The sequence below is a fragment of the Rhodovulum steppense genome, from assembly GCF_004339675.1.
Taxonomy (GTDB): domain Bacteria; phylum Pseudomonadota; class Alphaproteobacteria; order Rhodobacterales; family Rhodobacteraceae; genus Rhodovulum; species Rhodovulum steppense.
This window is the reverse complement of record NZ_SLVM01000039.1, coordinates 1-20,421: the sequence shown is the minus strand read 5'-3', so window position 1 is coordinate 20,421 and position 20,421 is coordinate 1. Positions and strand designations below refer to the sequence as shown.

The 20,421-nt window shown below is 65.6% G+C and carries 25 protein-coding genes; 13 read left to right on the top strand and 12 right to left on the bottom strand.

Annotated elements, in window-relative coordinates; translation table 11 throughout:
• Window positions 1-158: 158 nt before the first annotated feature.
• The 4 genes from EV216_RS17250 to EV216_RS18800 all read right to left on the bottom strand — a co-directional run bounded on the left by EV216_RS17250 (window position 159) and on the right by EV216_RS18800 (window position 1,470).
• On the bottom strand, window positions 159-410 hold the full coding sequence (locus tag EV216_RS17250) for a helix-turn-helix domain-containing protein (RefSeq protein WP_132696992.1): 252 nt from the start codon (window positions 408-410) through the stop codon (window positions 159-161).
• Between the two features lie 296 nt (window positions 411-706).
• Window positions 707-1,018, bottom strand: a complete 312-nt coding sequence (locus EV216_RS17245; RefSeq protein WP_132696990.1) for a type II toxin-antitoxin system RelE/ParE family toxin — start codon at window positions 1,016-1,018, stop codon at window positions 707-709.
• A gap of 4 nt (window positions 1,019-1,022) precedes the next feature.
• On the bottom strand, window positions 1,023-1,277 hold the full coding sequence (locus EV216_RS17240; protein ID WP_132696988.1) for a ribbon-helix-helix domain-containing protein: 255 nt from the start codon (window positions 1,275-1,277) through the stop codon (window positions 1,023-1,025).
• A 70-nt stretch (window positions 1,278-1,347) separates the two neighbouring features.
• A complete protein-coding gene (locus EV216_RS18800; RefSeq protein ID WP_279388227.1) occupies window positions 1,348-1,470 on the bottom strand; it encodes a hypothetical protein in 123 nt (40 codons plus the stop codon).
• Between EV216_RS18800 and EV216_RS17235 the strand changes: the two genes are divergently transcribed.
• Window positions 1,427-1,864, top strand: a complete 438-nt coding sequence (locus tag EV216_RS17235) for a HipA N-terminal domain-containing protein (RefSeq protein WP_132696986.1) — start codon at window positions 1,427-1,429, stop codon at window positions 1,862-1,864. The two genes, EV216_RS18800 and EV216_RS17235, sit on opposite strands and share 44 nt — an antisense overlap.
• Window positions 1,865-2,191: 327 nt before the next feature.
• On the opposite strand, the gene EV216_RS17230 is transcribed toward EV216_RS17235, so the two are convergent.
• The 5 genes from EV216_RS17230 to EV216_RS17210 all read right to left on the bottom strand — a co-directional run bounded on the left by EV216_RS17230 (window position 2,192) and on the right by EV216_RS17210 (window position 6,675).
• The gene (locus EV216_RS17230) at window positions 2,192-2,377 is read right to left on the bottom strand and encodes a hypothetical protein (protein ID WP_132696984.1); all 186 of its coding nucleotides are present in this window, start codon (window positions 2,375-2,377) and stop codon (window positions 2,192-2,194) included.
• Between the two features lie 117 nt (window positions 2,378-2,494).
• Window positions 2,495-4,315: a translational GTPase TypA gene (typA, locus tag EV216_RS17225; protein WP_132696982.1), complete on the bottom strand. Its 1,821-nt coding sequence runs from the start codon at window positions 4,313-4,315 to the stop codon at window positions 2,495-2,497.
• A 66-nt stretch (window positions 4,316-4,381) separates the two neighbouring features.
• The gene (locus EV216_RS17220; RefSeq protein ID WP_132696980.1) at window positions 4,382-4,717 is read right to left on the bottom strand and encodes a DMT family transporter; all 336 of its coding nucleotides are present in this window, start codon (window positions 4,715-4,717) and stop codon (window positions 4,382-4,384) included.
• A 19-nt stretch (window positions 4,718-4,736) separates the two neighbouring features.
• A complete protein-coding gene (locus tag EV216_RS17215) occupies window positions 4,737-5,342 on the bottom strand; it encodes a YitT family protein (RefSeq protein WP_207894026.1) in 606 nt (201 codons plus the stop codon).
• 118 nt (window positions 5,343-5,460) lie between these two features.
• The gene (locus EV216_RS17210) at window positions 5,461-6,675 is read right to left on the bottom strand and encodes an NADP-dependent isocitrate dehydrogenase (RefSeq protein ID WP_132696976.1); all 1,215 of its coding nucleotides are present in this window, start codon (window positions 6,673-6,675) and stop codon (window positions 5,461-5,463) included.
• 299 nt (window positions 6,676-6,974) lie between these two features.
• Between EV216_RS17210 and EV216_RS17205 the strand changes: the two genes are divergently transcribed.
• Window positions 6,975-7,307: a hypothetical protein gene (locus EV216_RS17205; protein WP_243642124.1), complete on the top strand. Its 333-nt coding sequence runs from the start codon at window positions 6,975-6,977 to the stop codon at window positions 7,305-7,307.
• Window positions 7,262-8,842: a methyl-accepting chemotaxis protein gene (locus EV216_RS17200; RefSeq protein ID WP_132696974.1), complete on the top strand. Its 1,581-nt coding sequence runs from the start codon at window positions 7,262-7,264 to the stop codon at window positions 8,840-8,842. Before EV216_RS17205 ends, EV216_RS17200 begins: the two co-directional genes overlap by 46 nt.
• Before the next feature lie 65 nt (window positions 8,843-8,907).
• Here EV216_RS17200 and EV216_RS17195 read toward each other — a convergent pair whose 3' ends face one another.
• Together EV216_RS17195 and EV216_RS17190 are read right to left on the bottom strand one after the other, a co-directional pair.
• A complete protein-coding gene (locus EV216_RS17195; RefSeq protein ID WP_132696972.1) occupies window positions 8,908-9,153 on the bottom strand; it encodes a hypothetical protein in 246 nt (81 codons plus the stop codon).
• 13 nt (window positions 9,154-9,166) lie between these two features.
• Window positions 9,167-9,820: an alpha/beta hydrolase gene (locus tag EV216_RS17190; protein WP_132696970.1), complete on the bottom strand. Its 654-nt coding sequence runs from the start codon at window positions 9,818-9,820 to the stop codon at window positions 9,167-9,169.
• 150 nt (window positions 9,821-9,970) lie between these two features.
• On the opposite strand from EV216_RS17190, the gene iscR reads away from it, so the two are divergent.
• The 9 genes from iscR (at window position 9,971) to EV216_RS17145 (ending at window position 18,381) form a co-directional block, all read left to right on the top strand.
• Complete coding sequence (iscR, locus tag EV216_RS17185; protein WP_132696968.1) at window positions 9,971-10,432, top strand: Fe-S cluster assembly transcriptional regulator IscR; 462 nt, start codon at window positions 9,971-9,973, stop codon at window positions 10,430-10,432.
• A gap of 66 nt (window positions 10,433-10,498) precedes the next feature.
• Window positions 10,499-11,545 (top strand): cysteine desulfurase family protein, encoded by a 1,047-nt coding sequence (locus tag EV216_RS17180; RefSeq protein ID WP_132696966.1) that lies wholly within the window; start codon window positions 10,499-10,501, stop codon window positions 11,543-11,545.
• A gap of 54 nt (window positions 11,546-11,599) precedes the next feature.
• Window positions 11,600-13,141 carry a Fe-S cluster assembly protein SufB gene (gene sufB, locus EV216_RS17175; protein ID WP_132696964.1) on the top strand — a complete coding sequence of 514 codons (1,542 nt, stop codon included), beginning with the start codon at window positions 11,600-11,602 and terminating at the stop codon, window positions 13,139-13,141.
• A gap of 102 nt (window positions 13,142-13,243) precedes the next feature.
• Window positions 13,244-13,777, top strand: coding sequence for a hypothetical protein (locus EV216_RS17170; RefSeq protein WP_132696962.1), 534 nt, complete (start codon window positions 13,244-13,246; stop codon window positions 13,775-13,777).
• Window positions 13,778-14,008: 231 nt separating this feature from the next.
• A complete protein-coding gene (gene sufC, locus EV216_RS17165; RefSeq protein ID WP_132696960.1) occupies window positions 14,009-14,764 on the top strand; it encodes a Fe-S cluster assembly ATPase SufC in 756 nt (251 codons plus the stop codon).
• Window positions 14,764-16,053 carry a Fe-S cluster assembly protein SufD gene (sufD, locus tag EV216_RS17160; RefSeq protein WP_132696958.1) on the top strand — a complete coding sequence of 430 codons (1,290 nt, stop codon included), beginning with the start codon at window positions 14,764-14,766 and terminating at the stop codon, window positions 16,051-16,053. The genes sufC and sufD overlap by 1 nt, the downstream gene beginning before the upstream one ends.
• A 1-nt stretch (window position 16,054) precedes the next feature.
• On the top strand, window positions 16,055-16,546 hold the full coding sequence (locus EV216_RS17155; protein WP_132696956.1) for a YIP1 family protein: 492 nt from the start codon (window positions 16,055-16,057) through the stop codon (window positions 16,544-16,546).
• A 19-nt stretch (window positions 16,547-16,565) separates the two neighbouring features.
• Window positions 16,566-17,168, top strand: coding sequence for a YIP1 family protein (locus EV216_RS17150; protein ID WP_132696954.1), 603 nt, complete (start codon window positions 16,566-16,568; stop codon window positions 17,166-17,168).
• A complete protein-coding gene (locus EV216_RS17145) occupies window positions 17,161-18,381 on the top strand; it encodes a cysteine desulfurase (protein WP_132696952.1) in 1,221 nt (406 codons plus the stop codon). Before EV216_RS17150 ends, EV216_RS17145 begins: the two co-directional genes overlap by 8 nt.
• A 3-nt stretch (window positions 18,382-18,384) precedes the next feature.
• On the opposite strand, the gene EV216_RS17140 is transcribed toward EV216_RS17145, so the two are convergent.
• Window positions 18,385-19,905, bottom strand: coding sequence for a fused MFS/spermidine synthase (locus EV216_RS17140; RefSeq protein WP_132696950.1), 1,521 nt, complete (start codon window positions 19,903-19,905; stop codon window positions 18,385-18,387).
• Window positions 19,906-20,047: 142 nt separating this feature from the next.
• On the opposite strand from EV216_RS17140, the gene EV216_RS18515 reads away from it, so the two are divergent.
• Window positions 20,048-20,421 (top strand): hypothetical protein (locus EV216_RS18515; protein WP_207894025.1); only part of this gene is annotated, 374 nt, incomplete at its 3' end.

Sequence of the window (20,421 nt, the reverse complement as noted above, 5' to 3'; positions counted from 1 at the left end):
CCCCGACGAACTCCGTCAGGGGCAAGGTTCCACATGGGTCAAATCTCAATGACAATTCCGACTGCCGCTGGGTCAGTTCTCAGTGACATCCAACAATTGTCCAACGCGGCGGCCGTTCATGTAGACATCGAGCGGCGCATAGGCGCGCTTGCGCCCCATCAGAAGATGTCCTCGAGGTCACGCGGGGTCATCTTGCTGCGCGGCACGATCCGCAGTTCGAGGTCGAGCGCTGCCAGCAGGTCGAAGATCGTCTCCGCCTTGGCCCCGCTGGCGCCGGTCTCGATGTTGGACACCGTACGCTGCCAGACGCCCGCCCGGGCGGCCAGTTCGGCCTGCGTCAGGCCCTTGGCCTTGCGCGCGGTGCGCAGGACCTGGCCGAGATCCTTGGTGGTGCGGGCGATCTGATCCATCGGGGTGATCCTTTCCCGATTAAGATGATCGTGGGATCATATGTAGTCAATATGTTCTGTGGATAATAATGGTAATTTATGATCCCGGAGACATTCCCGTTCTGCGTTCTGCGTTCTGCGTTCTGCGTTCTGCGTTCTGCGTTCTGCGTTCTGCGTTCTGCGTTCTGCGTTCTGCGTCCTGCGTTTTGCCTTCCCCCCGGGGGGGCGCAATCGTGGTCGGATCCTGCGTCCATCCGTCCGATCCGGATCAGCTTGCCCAAGGCCGCCTTTCCGATGCCAGTGCGTGGGGACAGTCTTCAGGTTCTGCCCGCCTCCCTGAACCGATCCATCTGGTGCATGCGTTCATGCAGGATCGTCACGATGCCCACGTCTCCGTTCGAAAGCCGCCGCCAATATACGACGTGATGTTCGTGGCGGAAGTAGATGCCTTCGACCCCGAATTCGGCCGGGATGGGGCGGGACAGGATGCCATGGCTTTCGATCTTGTCGAAGGCCTCGAACAGGCCGGTGATGTACCGATCAGCCTGCTCGGCCCCCCAGCAGTCGCGCGTGTAACGGTAAATCTCGTCAAGCCGCAGCGAAGCGGCTTCCTGGACGCGGATGGCCACGTCTTCAGCCCTGGTTCCGGGCGATCACCTCGGCAGCAGTCAAGGTGCGATAGCTTTCCTCGGGGGCTGCGAAGGCAAGCGTCAGTTCCGCCTTCAGCCGGTCGTATGCCTCGCGCTCCACCCGCTCCTTGTCGCGCCGGATCAGGTCGCGCACATACTCGCTGATGTTCTCGTAAGCGCCGTTCTCGCCCACGTTCGACGCCACGAACTCGCTTAGCGCGCCGCTGATGCGGACAGTCATCGTCGTGGTTCGGGACATGGCGGCCTCCGTCTTCTTGTATTCAACATAAGGAAATTTGAACACGCGGGCAAGCGGGGCGGCAAAGTCTCTACAGCACCAGCTTGTAATGCGTGCTGCGGCCGCCCCCTTCGCCTTTCCGCAGCAGACCGAACGCCAACAGCGCCGCGATGTCGCGGTTCGGCACGCTGACACGAGCGACCGATGGTGCCATCGGCTTCACTTATGACCCGGCATGGCTCGGGTCCGCCGCGGCCTTTCCCGTGGCCAGTGCCCTGCCGCTATCCAAGGCCAAATGGCAGGGCGATCCAGTCGCCGCGGCCTTCGACAACCTGCTGCCGGATGCGGAGGTTGCCGCCCCTTCCAGCGCCTTGTCGACCTCTCGCGTCATCGCTGCTTGCCGTGCCTCCCAGAGGGTCCGGAACTCTTCGACGAAGCCCATAAAGACCCCCGCGAAGGTGCGGATCGTCTTCATGCCTTCGACCGTGAAGACCGTGGGGCGGCCGCGCAGCTTGGCCTCGTTCAGCTTGCGGGCGATGTGGTCGATCGCAGCACCATGGGTAGCGGTCTGCGCGCCCCAGGCCTGCATCCGGTCGATCACGACCTGATCCGTCGGGCGAAGCAGCACGTCCGCAGCACCCATCAGGCGACGCAGGGCGGCGGGGTGGTCGGTGATGCCGCGCCGCGCCAGCGCGGCCTGACAACCCGCCAGTTCGCGCGCGCTCAAGCGGGTGCTGATCGTTCTGGTTCGGGCAGGGTGCGCGTCTTTGGCCCTGCGCAGCGTGTTGTGGATCGTCCGGCGCGAGACGCCGAAGCGGCGAGCCAGCATGTCGGCAGGGGTGAGCAGCGCTAGACCAGTTCGTCGTGCGGTATCGGGTCGGCTTGGGCTTGCTCATGCCACCCGTCTAACCGCATGGATTCGTGATGTGAATCCTTCACGGCACGAGTTCTGCAACAACGCCCCCGGAACCATTGACCGGATGCGACCGGAAGCCCTGGCCGGGGCAGCCCGGAACGTGCAGATCCGGAGGGCAAGGCAGAATGACCACCGCCGCCTGCGCAGAAATCAGGAGCAGGCCGCCCGGAAACGCCTTGAGCATCGGCCATTTCCGCGGATTCATCGCAGAAGGGCTGTCATGACGGGGAGTCCGGCTCGAAAGGTCTTGCCCCGCCCTGGTCTTCTTCTTGGTCCAAATACCCACGCGCCGAAGGCGCCCGGCCCCGCGAGGGGCCGGTTCTCAGCCCGCCGCGCGGGATTGGCGCTTGCGTTCGTGCGGATCGAGGAAGCGCTTGCGCAGACGGATCGCGCTGGGGGTCACCTCCACCAGCTCGTCATCGTCGATATAGGCGATGGCTTCTTCCAGGCTCATCCTGACCGGCGTGGTCAGCCGCACCGCCTCGTCGGTGCCTGAGGCGCGGATATTGGTCAGCTTCTTGCCTTTCAGCGGGTTCACTTCCAGGTCGTTGTCGCGGCTGTGCTCGCCGATGATCATGCCCTCATAGACGGGCTCCTGCGCGCCGATGAAAAGCCGTCCGCGTTCCTCGAGATTGAACAGCGCGTAGGCGACCGAAACCCCGTTCTCCATCGAGATCAGAACGCCCGCCCGGCGCCCCGGGATCGGTCCCTTGTAGGGCGCCCATTCATGGAACACGCGGTTCAGAACACCTGTGCCGCGGGTGTCGGTCAGGAACTCGCCATGATAGCCGATCAGCCCGCGCGAGGGGACGTGGGCCACGATCCGGGTCTTGCCCGCGCCCGCGGGCCGCATCTCGACCATCTCGCCGCGGCGGGGGCCGCTCAGCTTCTCGATCACGACGCCGGAATAGTCGTCGTCGACGTCGATGGTGACCTCTTCGACCGGCTCCAGCTTCTGGCCGTTCTCCTCGCGCATCAGCACCCGCGGGCGCGAGATCGACAGTTCGAACCCTTCGCGGCGCATGTTCTCGATCAGCACGCCCATCTGCAATTCGCCGCGGCCCGCGACCTCGAACGCCTCGCCGCCCGGGGTGTCGGTCACCTTGATCGCGACGTTCAGTTCGGCCTCTTTCATCAGCCGCTCGCGAATCACGCGCGATTGCACCTTCTTGCCCTCGCGGCCCGCCAGCGGGCTGTCATTGATGCCGAAGGTGACGGAAATCGTCGGCGGGTCGATGGGCTGGGCGGGCAGGGGCTCGGTCACGGCGGTCGCGCAGAGCGTGTCGGCGACGGTGGCTTTCGACATGCCCGCCAGCGTCACGATATCGCCCGCCTCGCCCATGTCGATGGCGGTCTGCGACAGCCCGCGGAAGGCCAGCACCTTCGAGACGCGGAAGCGTTCCAGTTCCTCGCCGCTGCGCGACAGCGCCTTGATCGTGTCGCCCGAGCGCACCCGGCCCGACTCGATCCGTCCGGTCAGGATGCGGCCGATGAAGGGGTCGGCCGACAGCGTCGTGGCCAGCATGCGGAAGGGTTCATCGACATGGGCCAATTGCTTCGGCGCGGGCACATGGTCAAGGATCAGGTCAAAGAGCGCATGCAGGTCCTTGCGCGGCCCGTCCAGCGTGAGATCGGCCCAGCCCGACCGGCCCGAGGCATACATATGCGGGAAATCGAGCTGTTCGTCATTCGCGCCGAGATTGGCGAAAAGGTCGAACACCTCGTCCAGCGCCCGGTCGGGTTCGGCCTCGGGCTTGTCGACCTTGTTCAGCACCACGATGGGACGCAGCCCCAGCGCCAGCGCCTTGGAGGTGACGAACTTGGTCTGCGGCATCGGCCCTTCGGCGGCATCGACCAGCAGCACGACACCGTCGACCATCGACAGGATCCGCTCGACCTCGCCGCCGAAATCGGCGTGGCCGGGGGTGTCGACGATGTTCACCCGATGCCCGTCCCAGTCGACCGAGGTGGCCTTGGCCAGGATGGTGATGCCGCGTTCGCGTTCCAGGTCGTTGGAATCCATCGCGCGTTCGGCCACCGCCTGGTTCTCGCGGAAGGAACCGGATTGTTTCAGGAGCTGGTCCACAAGCGTCGTCTTGCCGTGGTCCACATGCGCGATGATCGCAATGTTGCGAATGTCCATGGGTCTTGCCTCTGGGGGATTTGCGCTGCGGATAGTGGCTTTTGCCCCAAAAGGCCAGCGCCAATGCTAATGCGCCGCGCTTTTCGAGAAGAGGTGGATCACCAGGATACCCGCAAGGATCATCGCCATGCCCAGAACCGCGGGCAGGTCGATCCGCTGGCCGAAGACCCACCAGCCGATCAGCGCGATCAGGACGATCCCCAGCCCCGACCAGATGGCATAGGCGATCCCGACCGGTATGGTTTTGAGCGCGAGGGCGAGGAAGTAGAATGACAGGGCGTAGCCGACCACGACGATGATCGACGGAACGAGCCGGCTGAATTGCTGGCTGGCCTGAAGCGCCGATGTGCCGATGGTTTCGGTCAGAATGGCGACCAGAAGAAAAATGTAGGATTTCGGCATGGGGCTGTGTCCTGATGGTCTAGCGGGCGACATATCGGTCGCGACGGTGATTGGTGGCGATGATGACATTCAGCACGACCGCCCCGATCAGCGACCAGAGCAGGGTCAGCGGCGCGATCACGGCTGCGGCCAGCGCAAAGACCGCCGCGTCGAAGCCAAGCTGCACCCAACCCGCGCGGATGCCATGCCTGTCCTGCAGCCAGACCGCCACGATGCCGACGCCGCCAAGGCTCGCCCCATGGCGGAAAAGCGCAAGGAGCCCCGCGCCCGCGGTCACGCCTGCCAGGATCGCGGCCGCCAGCGGCTGGATGGGGCCAAGGCTCATGACATGGGGAAGCGTTTCCGTGAACACCGAGAGGAGAGCCACGGCGGCAAGGGTCTTGAGCGTGAAGGCCCGCCCCATGCGGCGCAGTGCCAGCAGGTAGAAGGGCAGGTTGAGCGCGAAGAAGACGGCGCCGAAGGACCAGCCGGAGGCATAGGAAGCCACCAGCGCCAGCCCCGCGATCTGGCCGGTGACCAGCCCCGCGGCACTGAGCAACTGCACCGAGATCGCCACCAGAAGCGTGCCGACGATCAGCCCCTGGGCGTCGTCAAGCAGGCTGTGGCGGGGAGCGGAGAGCTGCATGATCCGGAAATGCCGTTGCCGGACGGAATTGTCCAGCCGGATGGCGTCCCCGGGGGGCCGCATGCCCTGACGACATGCGGCCCGGTATTCGGGTGGGCGGGTGCAACCCGCCCGCGCCTCAGCCCGCCAGCGCCCTGTTCAGGTTCTCGTCGACCTTTTCCAGGAAGCCCATGGTGGTCAGCCATTTCTGGTCAGGCCCGACCAGCAGCGCCAGATCCTTGGTCATGTCGCCCGCCTCGACCGTTTCGACCACCACCCGTTCCAGCGTCTCCGCGAAATGAGCGAGCCGGTCATTGCCGTCCAGCTTGGCGCGATGCTTCAGCCCGCCCGTCCAAGCGTAGATCGAGGCGACCGAGTTGGTCGAGGTTTCCTCGCCGCGCTGGTGCTGGCGGTAGTGGCGGGTGACGGTGCCATGGGCCGCCTCGGCCTCGACGATCCGGCCGTCGGGCGTCATCAGCGCGCTGGTCATCAGCCCGAGGCTGCCGAAGCCCTGTGCCACGGTGTCGGACTGCACATCGCCGTCATAGTTCTTGCAGGCCCAGACGAAGCCGCCATTCCACTTCATCGCGCAGGCCACCATGTCGTCGATCAGGCGGTGTTCGTAGGTGATGCCCTTGGCCTTGAAGCGGTCGGCGAATTCCTCGTCGAACACCTTCTGGAACAGGAGCATGAACTGGCCGTCATACTGTTTGAGGATGGTGTTCTTGGTGCTGAGGTAAAGCGGCCAGCCCATCGACAGCGCATAGTTCATCGAGGCCCGGGCGAAGTCGATGATCGACTGGTCGAGATTGTACATCCCCATGTAGATGCCCGAGGACGGCGCCTTGTAGACCTCTTCCTCGATCACGGTGCCGTCCTCGCCCACGAATTTCAGGCTCAGCGTGCCGGGGCCGGGGAACTTGATGTCGGTCGCGCGGTACTGGTCGCCGAAGGCGTGGCGGCCGATCACGATGGGCTGGGTCCAGCCGGGCACCAGGCGGGGGACGTTGCGGCAGATGATCGGGGCGCGGAAGACGACGCCGCCCAGGATGTTGCGGATCGTGCCGTTGGGCGATTTCCACATCTTCTTGAGGCCGAATTCCTCGACGCGCGCCTCGTCGGGGGTGATCGTGGCGCATTTCACGCCGACGCCGACCTCCTTGATCTTCTCGGCGGCGTCGATGGTGATCTGGTCGTCGGTCCGGTCGCGTTCCTCGATGCCGAGATCGTAATACAGAAGGTCGACATCGAGATAGGGCAGGATCAGCTTCTTCTTGATGAAGTCCCAGATGATCCGGGTCATCTCGTCGCCGTCGAGTTCGACGACCGGGTTGTCGACTTTGATCTTCGTCATGTGGCCCCTCGTTCAGGATTGCGGGAATCGTGCATCGTTCGGGTCATAGCCGATTTCACCGGATCAGGCCAGAGCGGTATGCGCTGGTATACCGTGGTGGACCCAAGGCGCGCGGACAGGGGGATCTGTGGCCCGGGGGGCAATCCGGCAGACCCCGGCGCCCGGCGGCGCTTCCGGGCGGCGAATGCCTGCACGAATGGCAGGCGGGCGCGCACAGGAAGCGGATCGGCCGCGGAAAAATCGTCCTTTGCGCGTCCTTGTTCATCCTTTGGCAAGCATCCCGGCGCATCGCTTTGGGCGTGACACGCGCGACCCTCTCCGATGCCGCCCTGCTGGGGCTGACGCTGATGCTGGCGCTCGCCACGGTGCCGGTGACGCTGGTCATGGCGGGACCGGCGGTGGCGGGTCGGCCGGCGCTGGTGATCGCACCGCCCGGGGGCGCGGCGGCGGCAATCGCGGCGGCGGGGGGCCAGGAGATCGGCCCGCGCATCGCCCCGATCGCGCGCTTCGCGGTGCTGGACCGGCCTGCACAGGCGCGCGCCGCCGGGGCCTGGGCAGTGCTGGACGCCGAGGCGCTGTTGACGCTTTGCGGCTTTGGTGGAGAGAGACCACGAGCGATATCGACGATCTGACCGCCGAGCGCGGGGCCTGCAAGCTGGCCGAACGGGCGCTTGTCGGGATGCTGCCGGTGCCGATCGTGGCGGCCTGGCTGGCCGGTAACGCGGTCTTGCCGGTGCTGGTTATGGCGTCGCTGTTTGCCGGGGCGGGGATTCTCGCCCGCCGCACCGGCCGCGCGTGGCGGCGCGAGGTGATCGCGGTCGGACTGATCGGGCAATCGGCGCTGTTCACGGCCGCGCTGGCCGGTCACGGCTGGCAGATCGATTCGCACATGATGTTCTTCGCGATGCTCGCCATCGTCTCGACGATGCGCAGCGTGCCCGCGCTGATCCTGGCCTGCGCGGTGACGGCGGTGCATCACCTGTCGCTCGGCTTCGTGATGCCCGCGCTGGTCTACCCGTCGGCCGATCTGGCCGCCAATCTGGGGCGGACCGCGCTGCATGGCGGGATCGTGGTGATCGAGGGCGCCATCCTGACGATCTCGATGCTGCAGGCCCAGCGCCAGCGCGCCGCCCTGGTGACGCAAAGGCAGGAATCCCGGACGCTTGCGCAGGAGGCCGAGATCGCTCGGCAGGCCGCCGAACAGTCCGGCGCGGATACCGAGATGGTGGTCGATACCCTTGGCGCGTCGCTGGAACGGCTGGCCGCCGGCGATCTGCGTTGCACCATTGATGCCCCCCTGCCTGCGGCGCACGAGGCGTTGCGGCAGGATTTCAACACCGCGGTGGCGATGCTGTCCGAAAGCCTCGGCGGCGCGATCGCCACGGCCTCCGATGTCCATCGCGAGGCCTCCGCCATCGCCCAGACGGCTGACAATGTCTCGATGCGGGTCGAAGGGCAGGCCAATGACGTGACCGAGGTTGCCCGCGCGCTGAGCGGTCTGTCCGCCTCGCTGGCCGAGACCGCCGATGGTGTGCAGGAGGTCAGCGAGGGGACGGCGACCGCGTCACGCAGCGCGGCGGACGCGGCTGCGGTGGTGCGCGAGGCGATCGGGGCGATGACGCTGATCGAAAAAAGCTCTTCCGAGATATCGTCGATCATCCAGTTGATCGACGACATCTCGTTCCAGACCAACCTTCTGGCCTTGAATGCGGGTGTCGAGGCGGCGCGGGCGGGCGAGGCGGGCAAGGGCTTTGCCGTGGTTGCATCCGAGGTGCGGGCTCTGGCCCAGAGCACCGGCAACGCGGCGCGCGACATCAAGTCGCTGATCCAGAACTCGGCCGACCATGTTGCCAACGGCGCCGCGCTCGTGACGCGGGCGGGCGGGGCGCTGGACGGGATCGGCGCCGAGATCGACCATGCCAGCCTGCGCGTGAGCGCGATCACCCAGGCCGCCCGGGCACAGGCCGATGCGCTGTCCGAAATGAACGGCGCGGTCGCGCGGATTGATGCGAGCCTGCAGGCCAATGCCGCGCTTGCCGAGGAAATGTCGGCCATGGGAAGCCGGATGGCCCGCGGGGCGGGCGATCTGGATGACACGCTTTCCGGCTTTGTCCTGTCGGGATCGGCGACGGTCGCGAGACCCGGCGCGCTGCGGCGAGTCGCCTGAGCCGTTGCCCGCATCAAATCACCAATCCCCGGGCGCCTGTGCGTGCCTGCCCCCTCTGGTCGGCCCTAAGCGGGATCGCCCTGTTCGGGCGGGGGCAGGGCGCGGGTGCCGCGCTTGCGCTCCATCACCGCGCGGCCGCGGCCAAGGGCGCGGCGGATGCGCACAGCGGTCATGAACGCTTCCTGGGAGGTGGGCGAGGATTCGCCGATCGCCTTGGCCATCTCGTCGATCAGCCGCTCGTCATCCAGCTGTTCCGCCAGTTCCAGCGCCTCGCGGGCCAGCGTGTCGGCAAGATCGTCGAGAATCGCCACGCCCTTGCCTCCGTCAGCGGGTGCCCTCGGTCAGGCGGCGCCGGACATAGGTGCTCACATGATCGATCAGCGTGTCCATATGCGGGTCCTGGAAGAAATGGTCCGCCCCCTCGATCTCGTCATGGGTGATGGTGATGCCCTTCTGCTCGTGCAGCTTGTCCACCAGTGCGCGGGTGTCGGCGGGTGGCGCGACGCGGTCGGCCGAGCCGTGGATCACCAGCCCCGAGGACGGGCAGGGGGCGAGGAACGAGAAATCGTACATGTTGGCGGGTGGGCTGACCGAGACGAAGCCGGTGATCTCGGGCCGCCGCATCAGAAGCTGCATGCCGATCCACGCCCCGAAGGAGAAGCCCGCGACCCAGCAATGCTTGGCGTTCTGGTTCATGGATTGCAGGTAATCGAGCGCGGCCGCGGCATCCGACAACTCGCCGATGCCCTGGTCATATTCGCCCTGGCTGCGCCCGACACCACGGAAATTGAACCGCAGGACGGTAAAGCCCATGCGGTGGAACGCATAGTGCAGGTTGTAGACGACCCGGTTGTTCATCGTGCCGCCGAATTGCGGATGCGGGTGCAGCACGATGGCGATGGGCGCGTCCTTGTCTTTCTGCGGGTGATATCGGCCTTCGAGACGGCCTTCTGGGCCGGGAAAGATGACCTCGGGCATTATTTTGTTCTTCTCGTTCACGAGACCCGGATTCTTGACGAGCAGGGCCGGGCTACATAAGGACAGGACTACCCGGCGAGCGCGGGATCAGGGTGTTGTCCGAGGTAATGGGCCGCCCGCGTTGCGTCAACCGTCTGCTGGAGAGTGTCGATGAAACTGAGCACCAAGGGCCGCTATGCCATGGCCGCGCTGGTCGATCTGGCGCTGACTCCCGAAGACGGACTTGTATCCCTGGCCGAGATTTCGAAGCGACAGGACATCTCGCTGCCCTATCTGGAACAGTTGTTCGTCAAGCTGCGGCGCGCGGGTCTGGTCGACTCGGTGCGTGGTCCGGGGGGCGGCTATCGGCTTGCGCGGTCGGCGTCGGAGATCCGGGTGGTCGATGTTCTGGCGGCAGTCGACGAGACGGTGAGCGCGATGCACAAGGGCGCGGGCGCCTCGGGCGGCGTGTCGGGTTCGCGCGCGCAATCGCTGACCAACCGGTTGTGGGAGGGGCTTTCGGCGCATGTCTATGTCTTCCTGCACCAGACGCGGCTGTCGGATGTGGTGGCGAACGATCTGGCGCCCTGCCCGGCGGTGCCGGCGCTGTTCGAGGTGGTGGATGAGGACTAGGGGGCGCCGTCCCGGTTTGTCGGCCCGGACTCCTCCGGGAATTTTGGGCCAGAAGAAGGGCATTGCATGCGCGGGCGCGTCTATCTGGACTGGAATGCGACGGCGCCGCTGAGGCCCGAGGCACGCGCGGCGATGATCGCGGCGATGGATGTGGTCGGTAATCCGTCGAGCGTGCATGCCGAGGGGCGCGCGGCCCGCGCGCTGGTCGAGAAGGCGCGCGCGCAGGTCGCTTCGGCGCTGGGGGCCGAAGGGGCCGAAATCGTCTTCACCTCGGGCGCGAGCGAGGCCGCCGCGCTGGCCTGTGCCGGGCGGGGGCTGGTTTCGGGCGATATCGAGCATGATTCGGTCGCTTCCTGGGTCGATCCCTGCCTGCCGGTGGACAGGGACGGGCGGGTGAACGTGGCCGATCCCGCGCGGACGGCGCTGCAATTGGCCAATTCCGAGACCGGCGTGATCCAGGACCTGCCGCCGGGCATCGCGGTCTGCGACATGACGCAAGGTTTCGGCAAGCTGCCGGTGGCGTTCAACTGGCTGGGCTGTGACATGGCGCTGGTTTCGGCCCACAAGATCGGGGGGCCCAAGGGGGTCGGCGCGCTGATCCTGAGGCGTGGAATCGAGCTGGAGGCGCGAATCCGCGGCGGCGGGCAGGAACTGGGCCGACGGGCCGGGACCGAGAATGTGGTGGGCATCGCGGGGTTCGGAGCGGCGGCAGAAGCGGCAGAGCGTGATATTTCCGCTGGAAAATGGGCGGAAATCGAGCAATTTAGAAATATTCTAGAAAAGACTGTTGAGGCCGACGCAAACGAGACTATTTTTGTCGGGAAAGCTGCGCAAAGGTTGCCGAACACCTCGTGCTTTGCCAGTCCGGGCTGGAAGGGCGAGACACAGGTGATGCAGATGGATCTTGCCGGGTTCGCGATCTCCGCGGGGTCGGCCTGTTCCTCGGGCAAGCTGCGCGCAAGCCGCGTGCTGCGGGCGATGGGCCTGGGCGAGGCGGCGGCGGCCTCTGCGGTGCGGGTCTCGCTGGGGCCGGGGGTGCGGGAAGAGGATGTGACGCGGTTTGCCGAGGCATGGCTTGCGGCGGCGGCGAGGATCAGGGCCCGGGCGGGCTGAAACGAGTTTGAACCGGTGTCCCGATGGGCCCGGCAGGAGAGGCGGAAGGATCACATGGCTGCTTTGGACAATGCCGATCGCGAAGGCGTCACGGAAATCCGCGAGGGTGTCGATCGCGAGACCGTCGAAACCGTCCAGTCGATGGCGGGAAAGTACAAGCATGGCTGGGAAACCGAGATCGAGATGGAATACGCCCCGATGGGCCTCAACGAGGACATCGTGCGGCTGATCTCGGCCAAGAACGAAGAGCCCGAATGGATGACCGAGTGGCGGCTGGCCGCGTTCCGGCGCTGGCAGCAACTGGAGGAACCCGACTGGGCGATGGTCGACTATCCCGAGATCGACTTCCAGAAGCAGTATTATTACGCCCGGCCCAAGAGCATGGCCGAAAAGCCGAAATCGCTGGACGAGGTCGATCCCAAGCTGCTGGAAACCTACAAGAAGCTCGGCATCCCGTTGAAGGAGCAGATGATCCTTGCCGGCGTCGAGGGCGCCGAGGACGCGCCTGCCGAGGGGCGCAAGGTGGCCGTGGATGCGGTGTTCGACTCGGTCAGCGTAGGCACGACCTTCCAGAAGGAGCTGGAAAAGGCGGGCGTCATCTTCTGTTCGATCTCCGAGGCGATCCGAAATCACCCGGACCTGGTGAAGAAATATCTCGGCTCGGTCGTGCCGCAGTCGGACAATTTCTATGCCACGCTGAACTCGGCCGTGTTCTCGGATGGCTCCTTCGTCTATGTGCCGCCCGGCGTGCGCTGCCCGATGGAGCTGTCGACCTATTTCCGCATCAACGCCGAGAATACCGGCCAGTTCGAGCGCACGCTGATCATCGCCGACAAGGGCGCCTATGTGTCCTACCTGGAGGGCTGCACGGCACCTCAGCGCGACGTGGCGCAACTGCACGCCGCGGTGGTGGAGATCGTGGTGCTGGACGATGCAGAGGTGAAATATTCCACCGTCCAGAACTGGTATCCGGGCGACGAGAACGGCAAGGGCGGCATCTACAACTTCGTCACCAAGCGCGCTGATTGCCGCGGCGCGCGGTCCAAGGTGATGTGGACGCAGGTCGAGACCGGCTCCGCCGTCACCTGGAAATACCCTTCCTGCATCCTGCGCGGCGATGACAGCCAGGGCGAGTTCTACTCGATCGCGATCACCAACAACTGGCAGCAGGCCGATACCGGCACCAAGATGGTGCATCTGGGCAAGAACACCCGGTCGCGCATCGTGTCCAAGGGGATCAGCGCGGGCCATGCGCAGAACACCTATCGCGGGCTGGTCAGCATGCACCCCAAGGCCAAGAACAGCCGCAACTATACCCAGTGCGACAGCCTGCTGATCGGCAGCACCTGCGGCGCGCATACGGTGCCCTATATCGAGGTGCGCAACAATTCGAGCCGCGTGGAACATGAGGCGACGACGTCCAAGGTGGATGATGACCAGCTTTTCTATTGCCGGTCCCGTGGCATGGACGAGGAAGAGGCGGTGGCCCTTGTGGTCAACGGTTTCTGCAAGGAAGTGCTTCAGGCTCTGCCGATGGAGTTCGCCATGGAGGCGCAGCAGCTCGTTGCGATCAGCCTTGAAGGGTCGGTCGGGTGATTGTTTTCCCGAAAGAATTTCCGTCTGGCCGGGTTATGCCCAATTTTAGGCAAAATGCCCCTGTATCCGTATTGCCCTCGGCAGACGGAATACGGACGGAGCATGGTCGTGTCGGACACTTCCTTTTCAGCGAGGATCGCGCGCATCGAGGCGAACCGGGGCTTGGAAGCCGCCCCACGGAACGACGCGCCGCCCGTTCTTTCCGGGCGTGGGCGGAACCGGCGCAGGTCGGGCCTGCACATGCTTGTTCTGAACGGACGGGAACCGCTCCGCATCGCCGTCGTGTTCCTTATTGGCGTCATCTCCGCTGGCATGGCACTTTCAGCAGCCGTGAATTTCGGGCCGGTCATGCCGTTTCAGACCATGAGCTGGGGTATGTGGATCGTTGCCGGGGTGGGCGGGCTTCTGATCGCGCTTGCGCTGGGCCATCTGTTCCAGCTTGGCGCTTCTTCGGGATCGTCGATCACCGCGGCCAAGCTCATTGGCGTGGGGGTCGGGCTTTCGGGGATGCACAACCTGGCGCATTGGACTCCGGAACTTGCGACCACGCTTTTCGGCGGGAAATGGGTTCTTGCACAATTGGCCCAGACCGAGGTGAACTCGCTCGTTCTCATGGCGTTCACCATCCAGTTCTGAGCGGCGCCCCGCAACCCGAACCCGATAATCCTCTTTCGCAGGGCCGTTCGCGTCCCGTGCGGCACGCCTGCGACCTTCGGCGTGATCCTGACTGCCCGCGCCACGGCATGCGGACTTGCATGCTGATCGGCAGCGCCGAGGGCGTCCTCGATCTGGAACATGAAATCTCCAACAACATGCAGATGGCTCCCGCGTCGGGGATTGCCGTCACCCTGAAGTGAAGGAAAAAAGATGCTGGAAATCAAGAATCTGCACGCCTCTCTTGAGGAAGAGGGCAAGGAGATCCTCAAGGGGCTGACCCTGACCGTCGAGGCGGGAAAGGTGCATGCGATCATGGGGCCGAACGGGTCTGGCAAGTCGACGCTGTCCTATGTCCTTGCGGGCCGCGGCGGTTATGAGGTGACGGACGGCTCGGCGACGCTTCTGGGCCAGGACATTCTGGGGATGGAGCCCGAGGAACGCGCGGCGGCTGGCGTCTTTCTGGCCTTCCAGTATCCGGTCGAGATTCCGGGCGTCGGCAACATGACCTTCCTGCGCACGGCGGTGAATGCCCAGCGCAAGGCCCGCGGTGAAGAGGAGATGGACGCGGCGACATTCCTGAAGGTGGTGCGCGAGAAGGCGAAGGAGTTGAACATCGACGCCGAGATGCTGAAGCGCCCGGTGAACATGGGCTTTTCGGGCGGCGAGAAGAAGCGCAACGAGATCCTTCAGATGGCGATGCTGGAACCCCGCGTCTGCATCCTCGACGAGACCGATTCGGGGCTGGACGTGGACGCGATGAAGCTGGTGGCCGATGGCGTCAACGCGATGCGCAGCCCCGATCGCGGCTTCCTGGTCATCACGCATTACCAGCGTTTGCTGGACCATATCGTGCCGGACGTGGTGCACATCATGGTGGATGGCCGGATCATCAAGACCGGCGGGCCGGAACTGGCGCTTGAGGTCGAGAAGAACGGCTATGCCGACCTGATCGGGGAGGCGGCGTGATGGCTTTGCCGCAGGCAAAACTGACCGCGACCGAGGTGCGGCTGGCTGCGCTGTGCCTGCCTTCCGCGCCGGGTTGGACGCGGCTCGCGCGCGAGGCGGCGCTGGCGCGGGTGCGGGCGATGGGCATGCCGGGGCGGCGCGACGAATACTGGCGATTTACCGATCCTGCGGATTTCGTGTCCGCCGAGCCGGTGCCCGCGACGCATCACGCGCGCCAGAAGATCCCGGTTTTCGACGGCATGGACCGGGTGAAGCTGGTCTTCGTCGACGGGGTCTTCGATGCTACGGCCTCGGACGATCCTGCGCTGGCGGGGGTCGAGATCACCCGTCTGGCCGAGGCGCAGGGTCAGGATATTCACTGGGCCGCCGATCTTTACGGCACGCTGGAGGCGCGCGGACAGGAGCCGGTGGACCGGCCGCTGGCGGCGCTGAACACGGCCTTTGCCACCGATGGCTTTCTGATCCGTGCGACGGGCCGCGCCGAGAAGCCGGTGAACCTGATCTATCGGCACGAGTCGGATACCTCTGACGCGATTCTTCACCATGTCATCAAGATCGAGCCGGGCGCCGATCTGACCGTTCTGGAGAACGGCCCGTCCGCGGCGCGGTTCAACAAGGTGATGGAGGTCGAGATTGCCGATGGCGGCGCCTTCCACCATGTCCGGGTGCAGGGACGCGACCATGACCGGCGCGCGGCAACCCATATCTTCGCCCGGCTTGGCCGTGAAAGCGCGTTCAAGTCCTTCACCATGACCGCGAATGGCGCACTCACGCGCAATGAATGCGTGATCGAGCTGACGGGCGACGACGGCGTGGCCCATGTGGCGGGTGCCTGTGTCGGGGACGGGGCGGATTTCCACCATGACGATACCGTGTTCGTCACCCATGACGCCGAGCGCTGCGAAAGCCGCCAGGTCTTCAAGAAGGTGCTGAAGAACGGCGCCACCGGCGTCTTCCAGGGCAAGATCCTTGTGCAGCCCGGCGCGCAGAAGACCGATGGCTACCAGATTTCGCAATCGCTGCTGCTGGACGGGGACAGCCAGTTCCTGGCCAAGCCCGAACTGGAAATCTATGCCGATGACGTGGCCTGTTCGCATGGCTCGACCAGCGGGGCCATCGACGAGACGGCGCTGTTCTACCTGCGCTCGCGCGGTGTGCCGCGGGCCGAGGCGGTCGACATGATGGTATTGTCGTTCATCGCCGAGGCGGTCGAGGAGATCGAATCGGAGGAGATCCGCGAGGAGATCGTCGAGCGGCTTGCCCAGTGGCTGGCCCGTCACAGGGGGTAGGATGTCGATCATCAAGGAAATCGTGGCGACGTGGCGCAGCCCGCGCGCCGCGCTCCGCCGACAGTTGCAGGCCGGTCAGCGCGAGGACCGCGCGCTGGTCTACCTGATGCTGGCCTGTTTCCTGATCTTCGTGGCGCAATGGCCGCGGCTGATGCGCGAATCCCTGATGAGTGACGCCGTCCCGCTGGAGGCGTTGCTGGGCGCGGCGCTGTTTGGCTGGATGTTTCTGGCGCCGTTGTTCTTCTACGGGATCGCGGCGTTCAGTCACCTCTTTGCCCGGATGATGGGCGGCGCGGGCACGTTCTACGGCGCGCGGCTTGCGTTGTTCTGGACGCTGCTGGTGGTGTCGCCCGCGATCCTGGGCTTTGGTCTTCTGGCCGGATTCCTGGGGGCGGGGGCGATAACGAACCTGATTGCGTCGGTTCTTACGGTTGCGTTCGCGGCGATCTGGTTGTTGTCTCTGGCCGAGGCCGAGAAAAGCGGCCGTGTCTGAGTTTCAGGAAAACCGTTCCATGTCCGACAGCCCCCCCTCCCTGCTCGCGCTTGCGCGCGACACCGTGACCGACCCCCGCGAAGGCGCGCGCCGCATCCTCGCGCTCGACCTGCCGGAGGGCGTGCTTTGGCAGGCGCTGATGGCGGTGGTCGCGGTCAGCGTGCTGCTGACCCGGATCGGCGATTACATGGTGCCGACGCCAACGGACCCGCTGCTGCCGATCTTCGGCGAGAACCCGCTGCTGATCGCGGTGGTGCAGGGCGGGCTGCTGGTGGTGACGGTCTATGCGGTCTATGGCATCGGGCGTTTTTTCGGCGGCATCGGCAGCTTTGCGGGTGCGCTGGCGCTAACGGTCTGGCTGCAGGTCATCATGGTGCTGCTGCAGGTGGTGCAGACCGCGAGCCTGCTGATCCTGCCGCCGCTGGCCGGTCTGGTGGGGATGTTCGGTATCGGGCTTTTCTTCTATCTTCTCAGCAATTTCGTAGCCGTTCTTCACGGCTTTCCATCGGCGATCAAGACGTTCTTCATGATCCTGGCCTCGATGTTCGGGATCGTCATCGGGATGAGCATCCTGATGTCGTTGCTCGGCATCACCTTTGGCGGAGCGCTTTCGGATGTATGACGTCGAGAAGATCCGCGCGGATTTCCCGATCCTGTCCCGCACGGTGAACGGCAAGCCGCTGGTCTATCTCGACAATGGTGCATCGGCACAAAAGCCCCGCGCGGTGATCGAGGCGGTGACGCTGGCCTATGCGCAGGAATACGCGAATGTGCACCGCGGCCTGCACACGCTTTCCAACATCGCGACCGAGAAATACGAGGCCGTGCGCGGGATCGTCGCGCGTTTTCTGGGGGCGGCGGACGAGGACGAGATCGTGTTCACCTCGGGCGCGACCGAGGGGATCAACCTTGTCTCCTATGCTTGGGCCGCGCCCCGGTTTGAGGCCGGGGACGAGATCGTTCTGTCGGTGATGGAGCATCACGCCAATATCGTGCCATGGCATTTCCTGCGCGAACGGCAGGGCGTGGTGCTGAAATGGGTCGATGTGGACGGCGCGGGCAATCTGGATCCGCAGGCGGTGCTTGACGCGATCGGGCCGCGCACACGGCTGGTTGCCGTCACCCATATGTCGAACGTGCTGGGCACCGTGGTCGATGTGGCCGCCATCGTGCGGGGCGCGCGCGAGCGCGGCGTGCCGGTGCTGGTCGATGGTAGCCAGGCCGCGGTTCACATGCCGGTCGATGTCGATGCGCTGGGGGCGGATTTCTACGTCGTCACGGGGCACAAGCTTTACGGCCCCTCGGGGTCGGGCGCGATCCATATCCGCAAGGAGCGTCTGGCCGAGATGCGGCCCTTCTTCGGTGGTGGCGACATGATCCGCGAGGTGCACAAGGATATCGTCACCTATGCCGACCCGCCGATGAAGTTCGAGGCGGGCACGCCCGGCATCGTCCAGCAGATCGGCCTGGGCGTGGCGCTCGACTACATGATGGGCGTCGGGATGGAGAAGATCGCCGCCCATGAGGCGGATATCGGATCCTATGCGATGGACCGTCTGAAGGGATTGAACTGGTTGCAGGTCCATGGCCATGCAGACCGGCGGGGCGCGATCTTCTCGTTCACGCTGGACGGCCCGGCGCATCCCCATGACATCTCGACCGTGCTCGACAAGAAGGGCGTGGCGGTGCGCGCCGGGCATCATTGCGCCGGGCCGCTGATGGACCATCTGGGGGTCAACGCGACCTGCCGGGCGTCATTCGCGATGTACAACACCCGCGCCGAAGTCGACAAACTGGTCGAGGCGCTGGAGCTGTGCCACGACCTGTTCGCCTGAGCCTCAGTCGATCAGCTTGCCCAGCCCCACCAGCCGGTCGATCGGAGCGTAATCGTCGGTCAGCACGGGCGGCGCCTGTTCGGCCAGCAGCCCCTCGATGAAGCTGTCGTCCAGTGCGCCGAAGCTGCGCGGCTCGGGCGCGCGCAGGGTCAGGCCGTCCACCGGGCTTTGCGTCTGCCCGGCCACCAGCGCAAAGACCCGCCGTTCGCCGGGCAGGGGCGGGCGCATCTCGGTCCAGACCTCGACCGCGGGGAACACCTCGCGCAGCGTCGCAACGATGGCGGCCAGCGCGCGCAGCCGGTCGGCATGGTCGATCACCGTCATCACATAGATGCCGTCCTCGACCAGCCGGTCGCGCACCAGTTCGAAGAATTCCCGCGTCACCAGATGCGCGGGCACCGCGATGTCGTGGAACGCGTCGCCCACCACCACGTCGAACCGCGCCTCGGGCCGCCTGTGCAGCGCGCGTCGGGCATCCTCGTGCAGCACCTCGGTCGTGGCGGGGTCGAACCAGAAATCCCGCGCCGCCGCCCGCGTCACCTGCGGGTCGATCTCGGCCACCGTCACCGAACCCGCCGCGCGCGCCGCCCAGATGCGCGGCACCGAATAGCTGCCTCCCCCGATGAAATAGGCGCGAAAGGCCCGGTCCTGCATCCGCATCCGGGTGATCCCGTCCAGCATCGCGGAATGTTCGGTATAGGCCAGCGTCGGGTCGTCGCGGCCCGAAATGCCATGGGCCAGATGATCCAGCACCATCAGCCGCACGCTGCCCGGCGCCTCGGGCACAAGTTCGACGGTGCGGATGCAGAAATACTGGCTTTCGGTATCGCAGATCCGGGGCAGGGCAAGCCCGCCGCCGGCCAGCCCCAGCGCAGCGACCAGCGCCGCCAGCGCGGGCGCGCCGATCCCGGGCCTTGCGGCAAGCCGGAACAGGATCGCCGCGACGATGGCATAGCAGGCGGTCACGACGGCCAGCGTCATCGCCGTGCCCAGCCACGAGATGAACAGGAAGCCCGCCAGCAGCGTGCCCGCAATGGCCCCCAGCGCGCCGGACGCGAACATCGCCCCCAGCGCATGCCCCGACCGCCCGCCGCTGCGGATCGCGACGATGGACAGGACCGGCGCGGGAACGCCTGCAAAGAACGAGGGCAGGAAGAACACCGCCGCGGCCAGAACCGTGATCGCCGCCATCGGCTGGGATACTGCCTCCAGCACCGGCCCTGCGACCTGGCGCAGCAGCACAACCGCGCCCCCCGTGGTCAGCGCAGCGCCCACGATGGCCCAGCCGGTGCGCCGCAACGCGGCGGCACTGTCGCGCTCGGCGATCCGCCCGCCCCACCAATGCCCGGCCGAGAACCCCGCCAGCACCACGGCGATGATCGCCGTCCAGGTGTAGAGCGACATGCCCACATAGGGCGCGATCATGCGCCCCGCGACGATCTCGACCACAAGGCTTGCGGCCGAGACGATGCCCTGAAGGGCGACCAGCAGCCAGAGCGGTACGGCTGGGGAAGATGGGGTCATGGAAGGTACTCGTCCTTGGCGCTGCCGGATCATTTGCGGAACCGGGGCTTGGCTCGGCAAGCGTTTTTTCCGCCCGCGCTGCGGTTGCGATTGCACGGAGGGTTACGGGCTTCCGATCCCGACCGCGTGCCCCGCGAACATCTTGAAGGCCGTGAAACCGATGCCGAAGGCAAGGCACAGCCGATCCTTCGTGCCGATCTGGGCCGCTTTCTTCAAGGCGCTGGACAGCCCCGAAATCCATTCCGACCGTTACATCGGCGATTGCGAGATGTTCAAGGTTCAAGCCGAACTGCGGGCGCGGAGGTTCGGGTGCGCGGAGCCCATCGCCCGTTGCGGTGAGCCATCCATGAAGGATGTTTGCACGATCGGCGTCGATCTGGCGAAGAACGTTTTCCAACTGCAGTGTGTGGACGCCGAGGGCCTGAATCTCCCCGGGTTTGCCGGAGGGCGTTTCGTTCAACGGGTCAGGCGACCATACCGATGGTCTCGGGTGGTTCAAGGTGGCGCAGTTCGGCC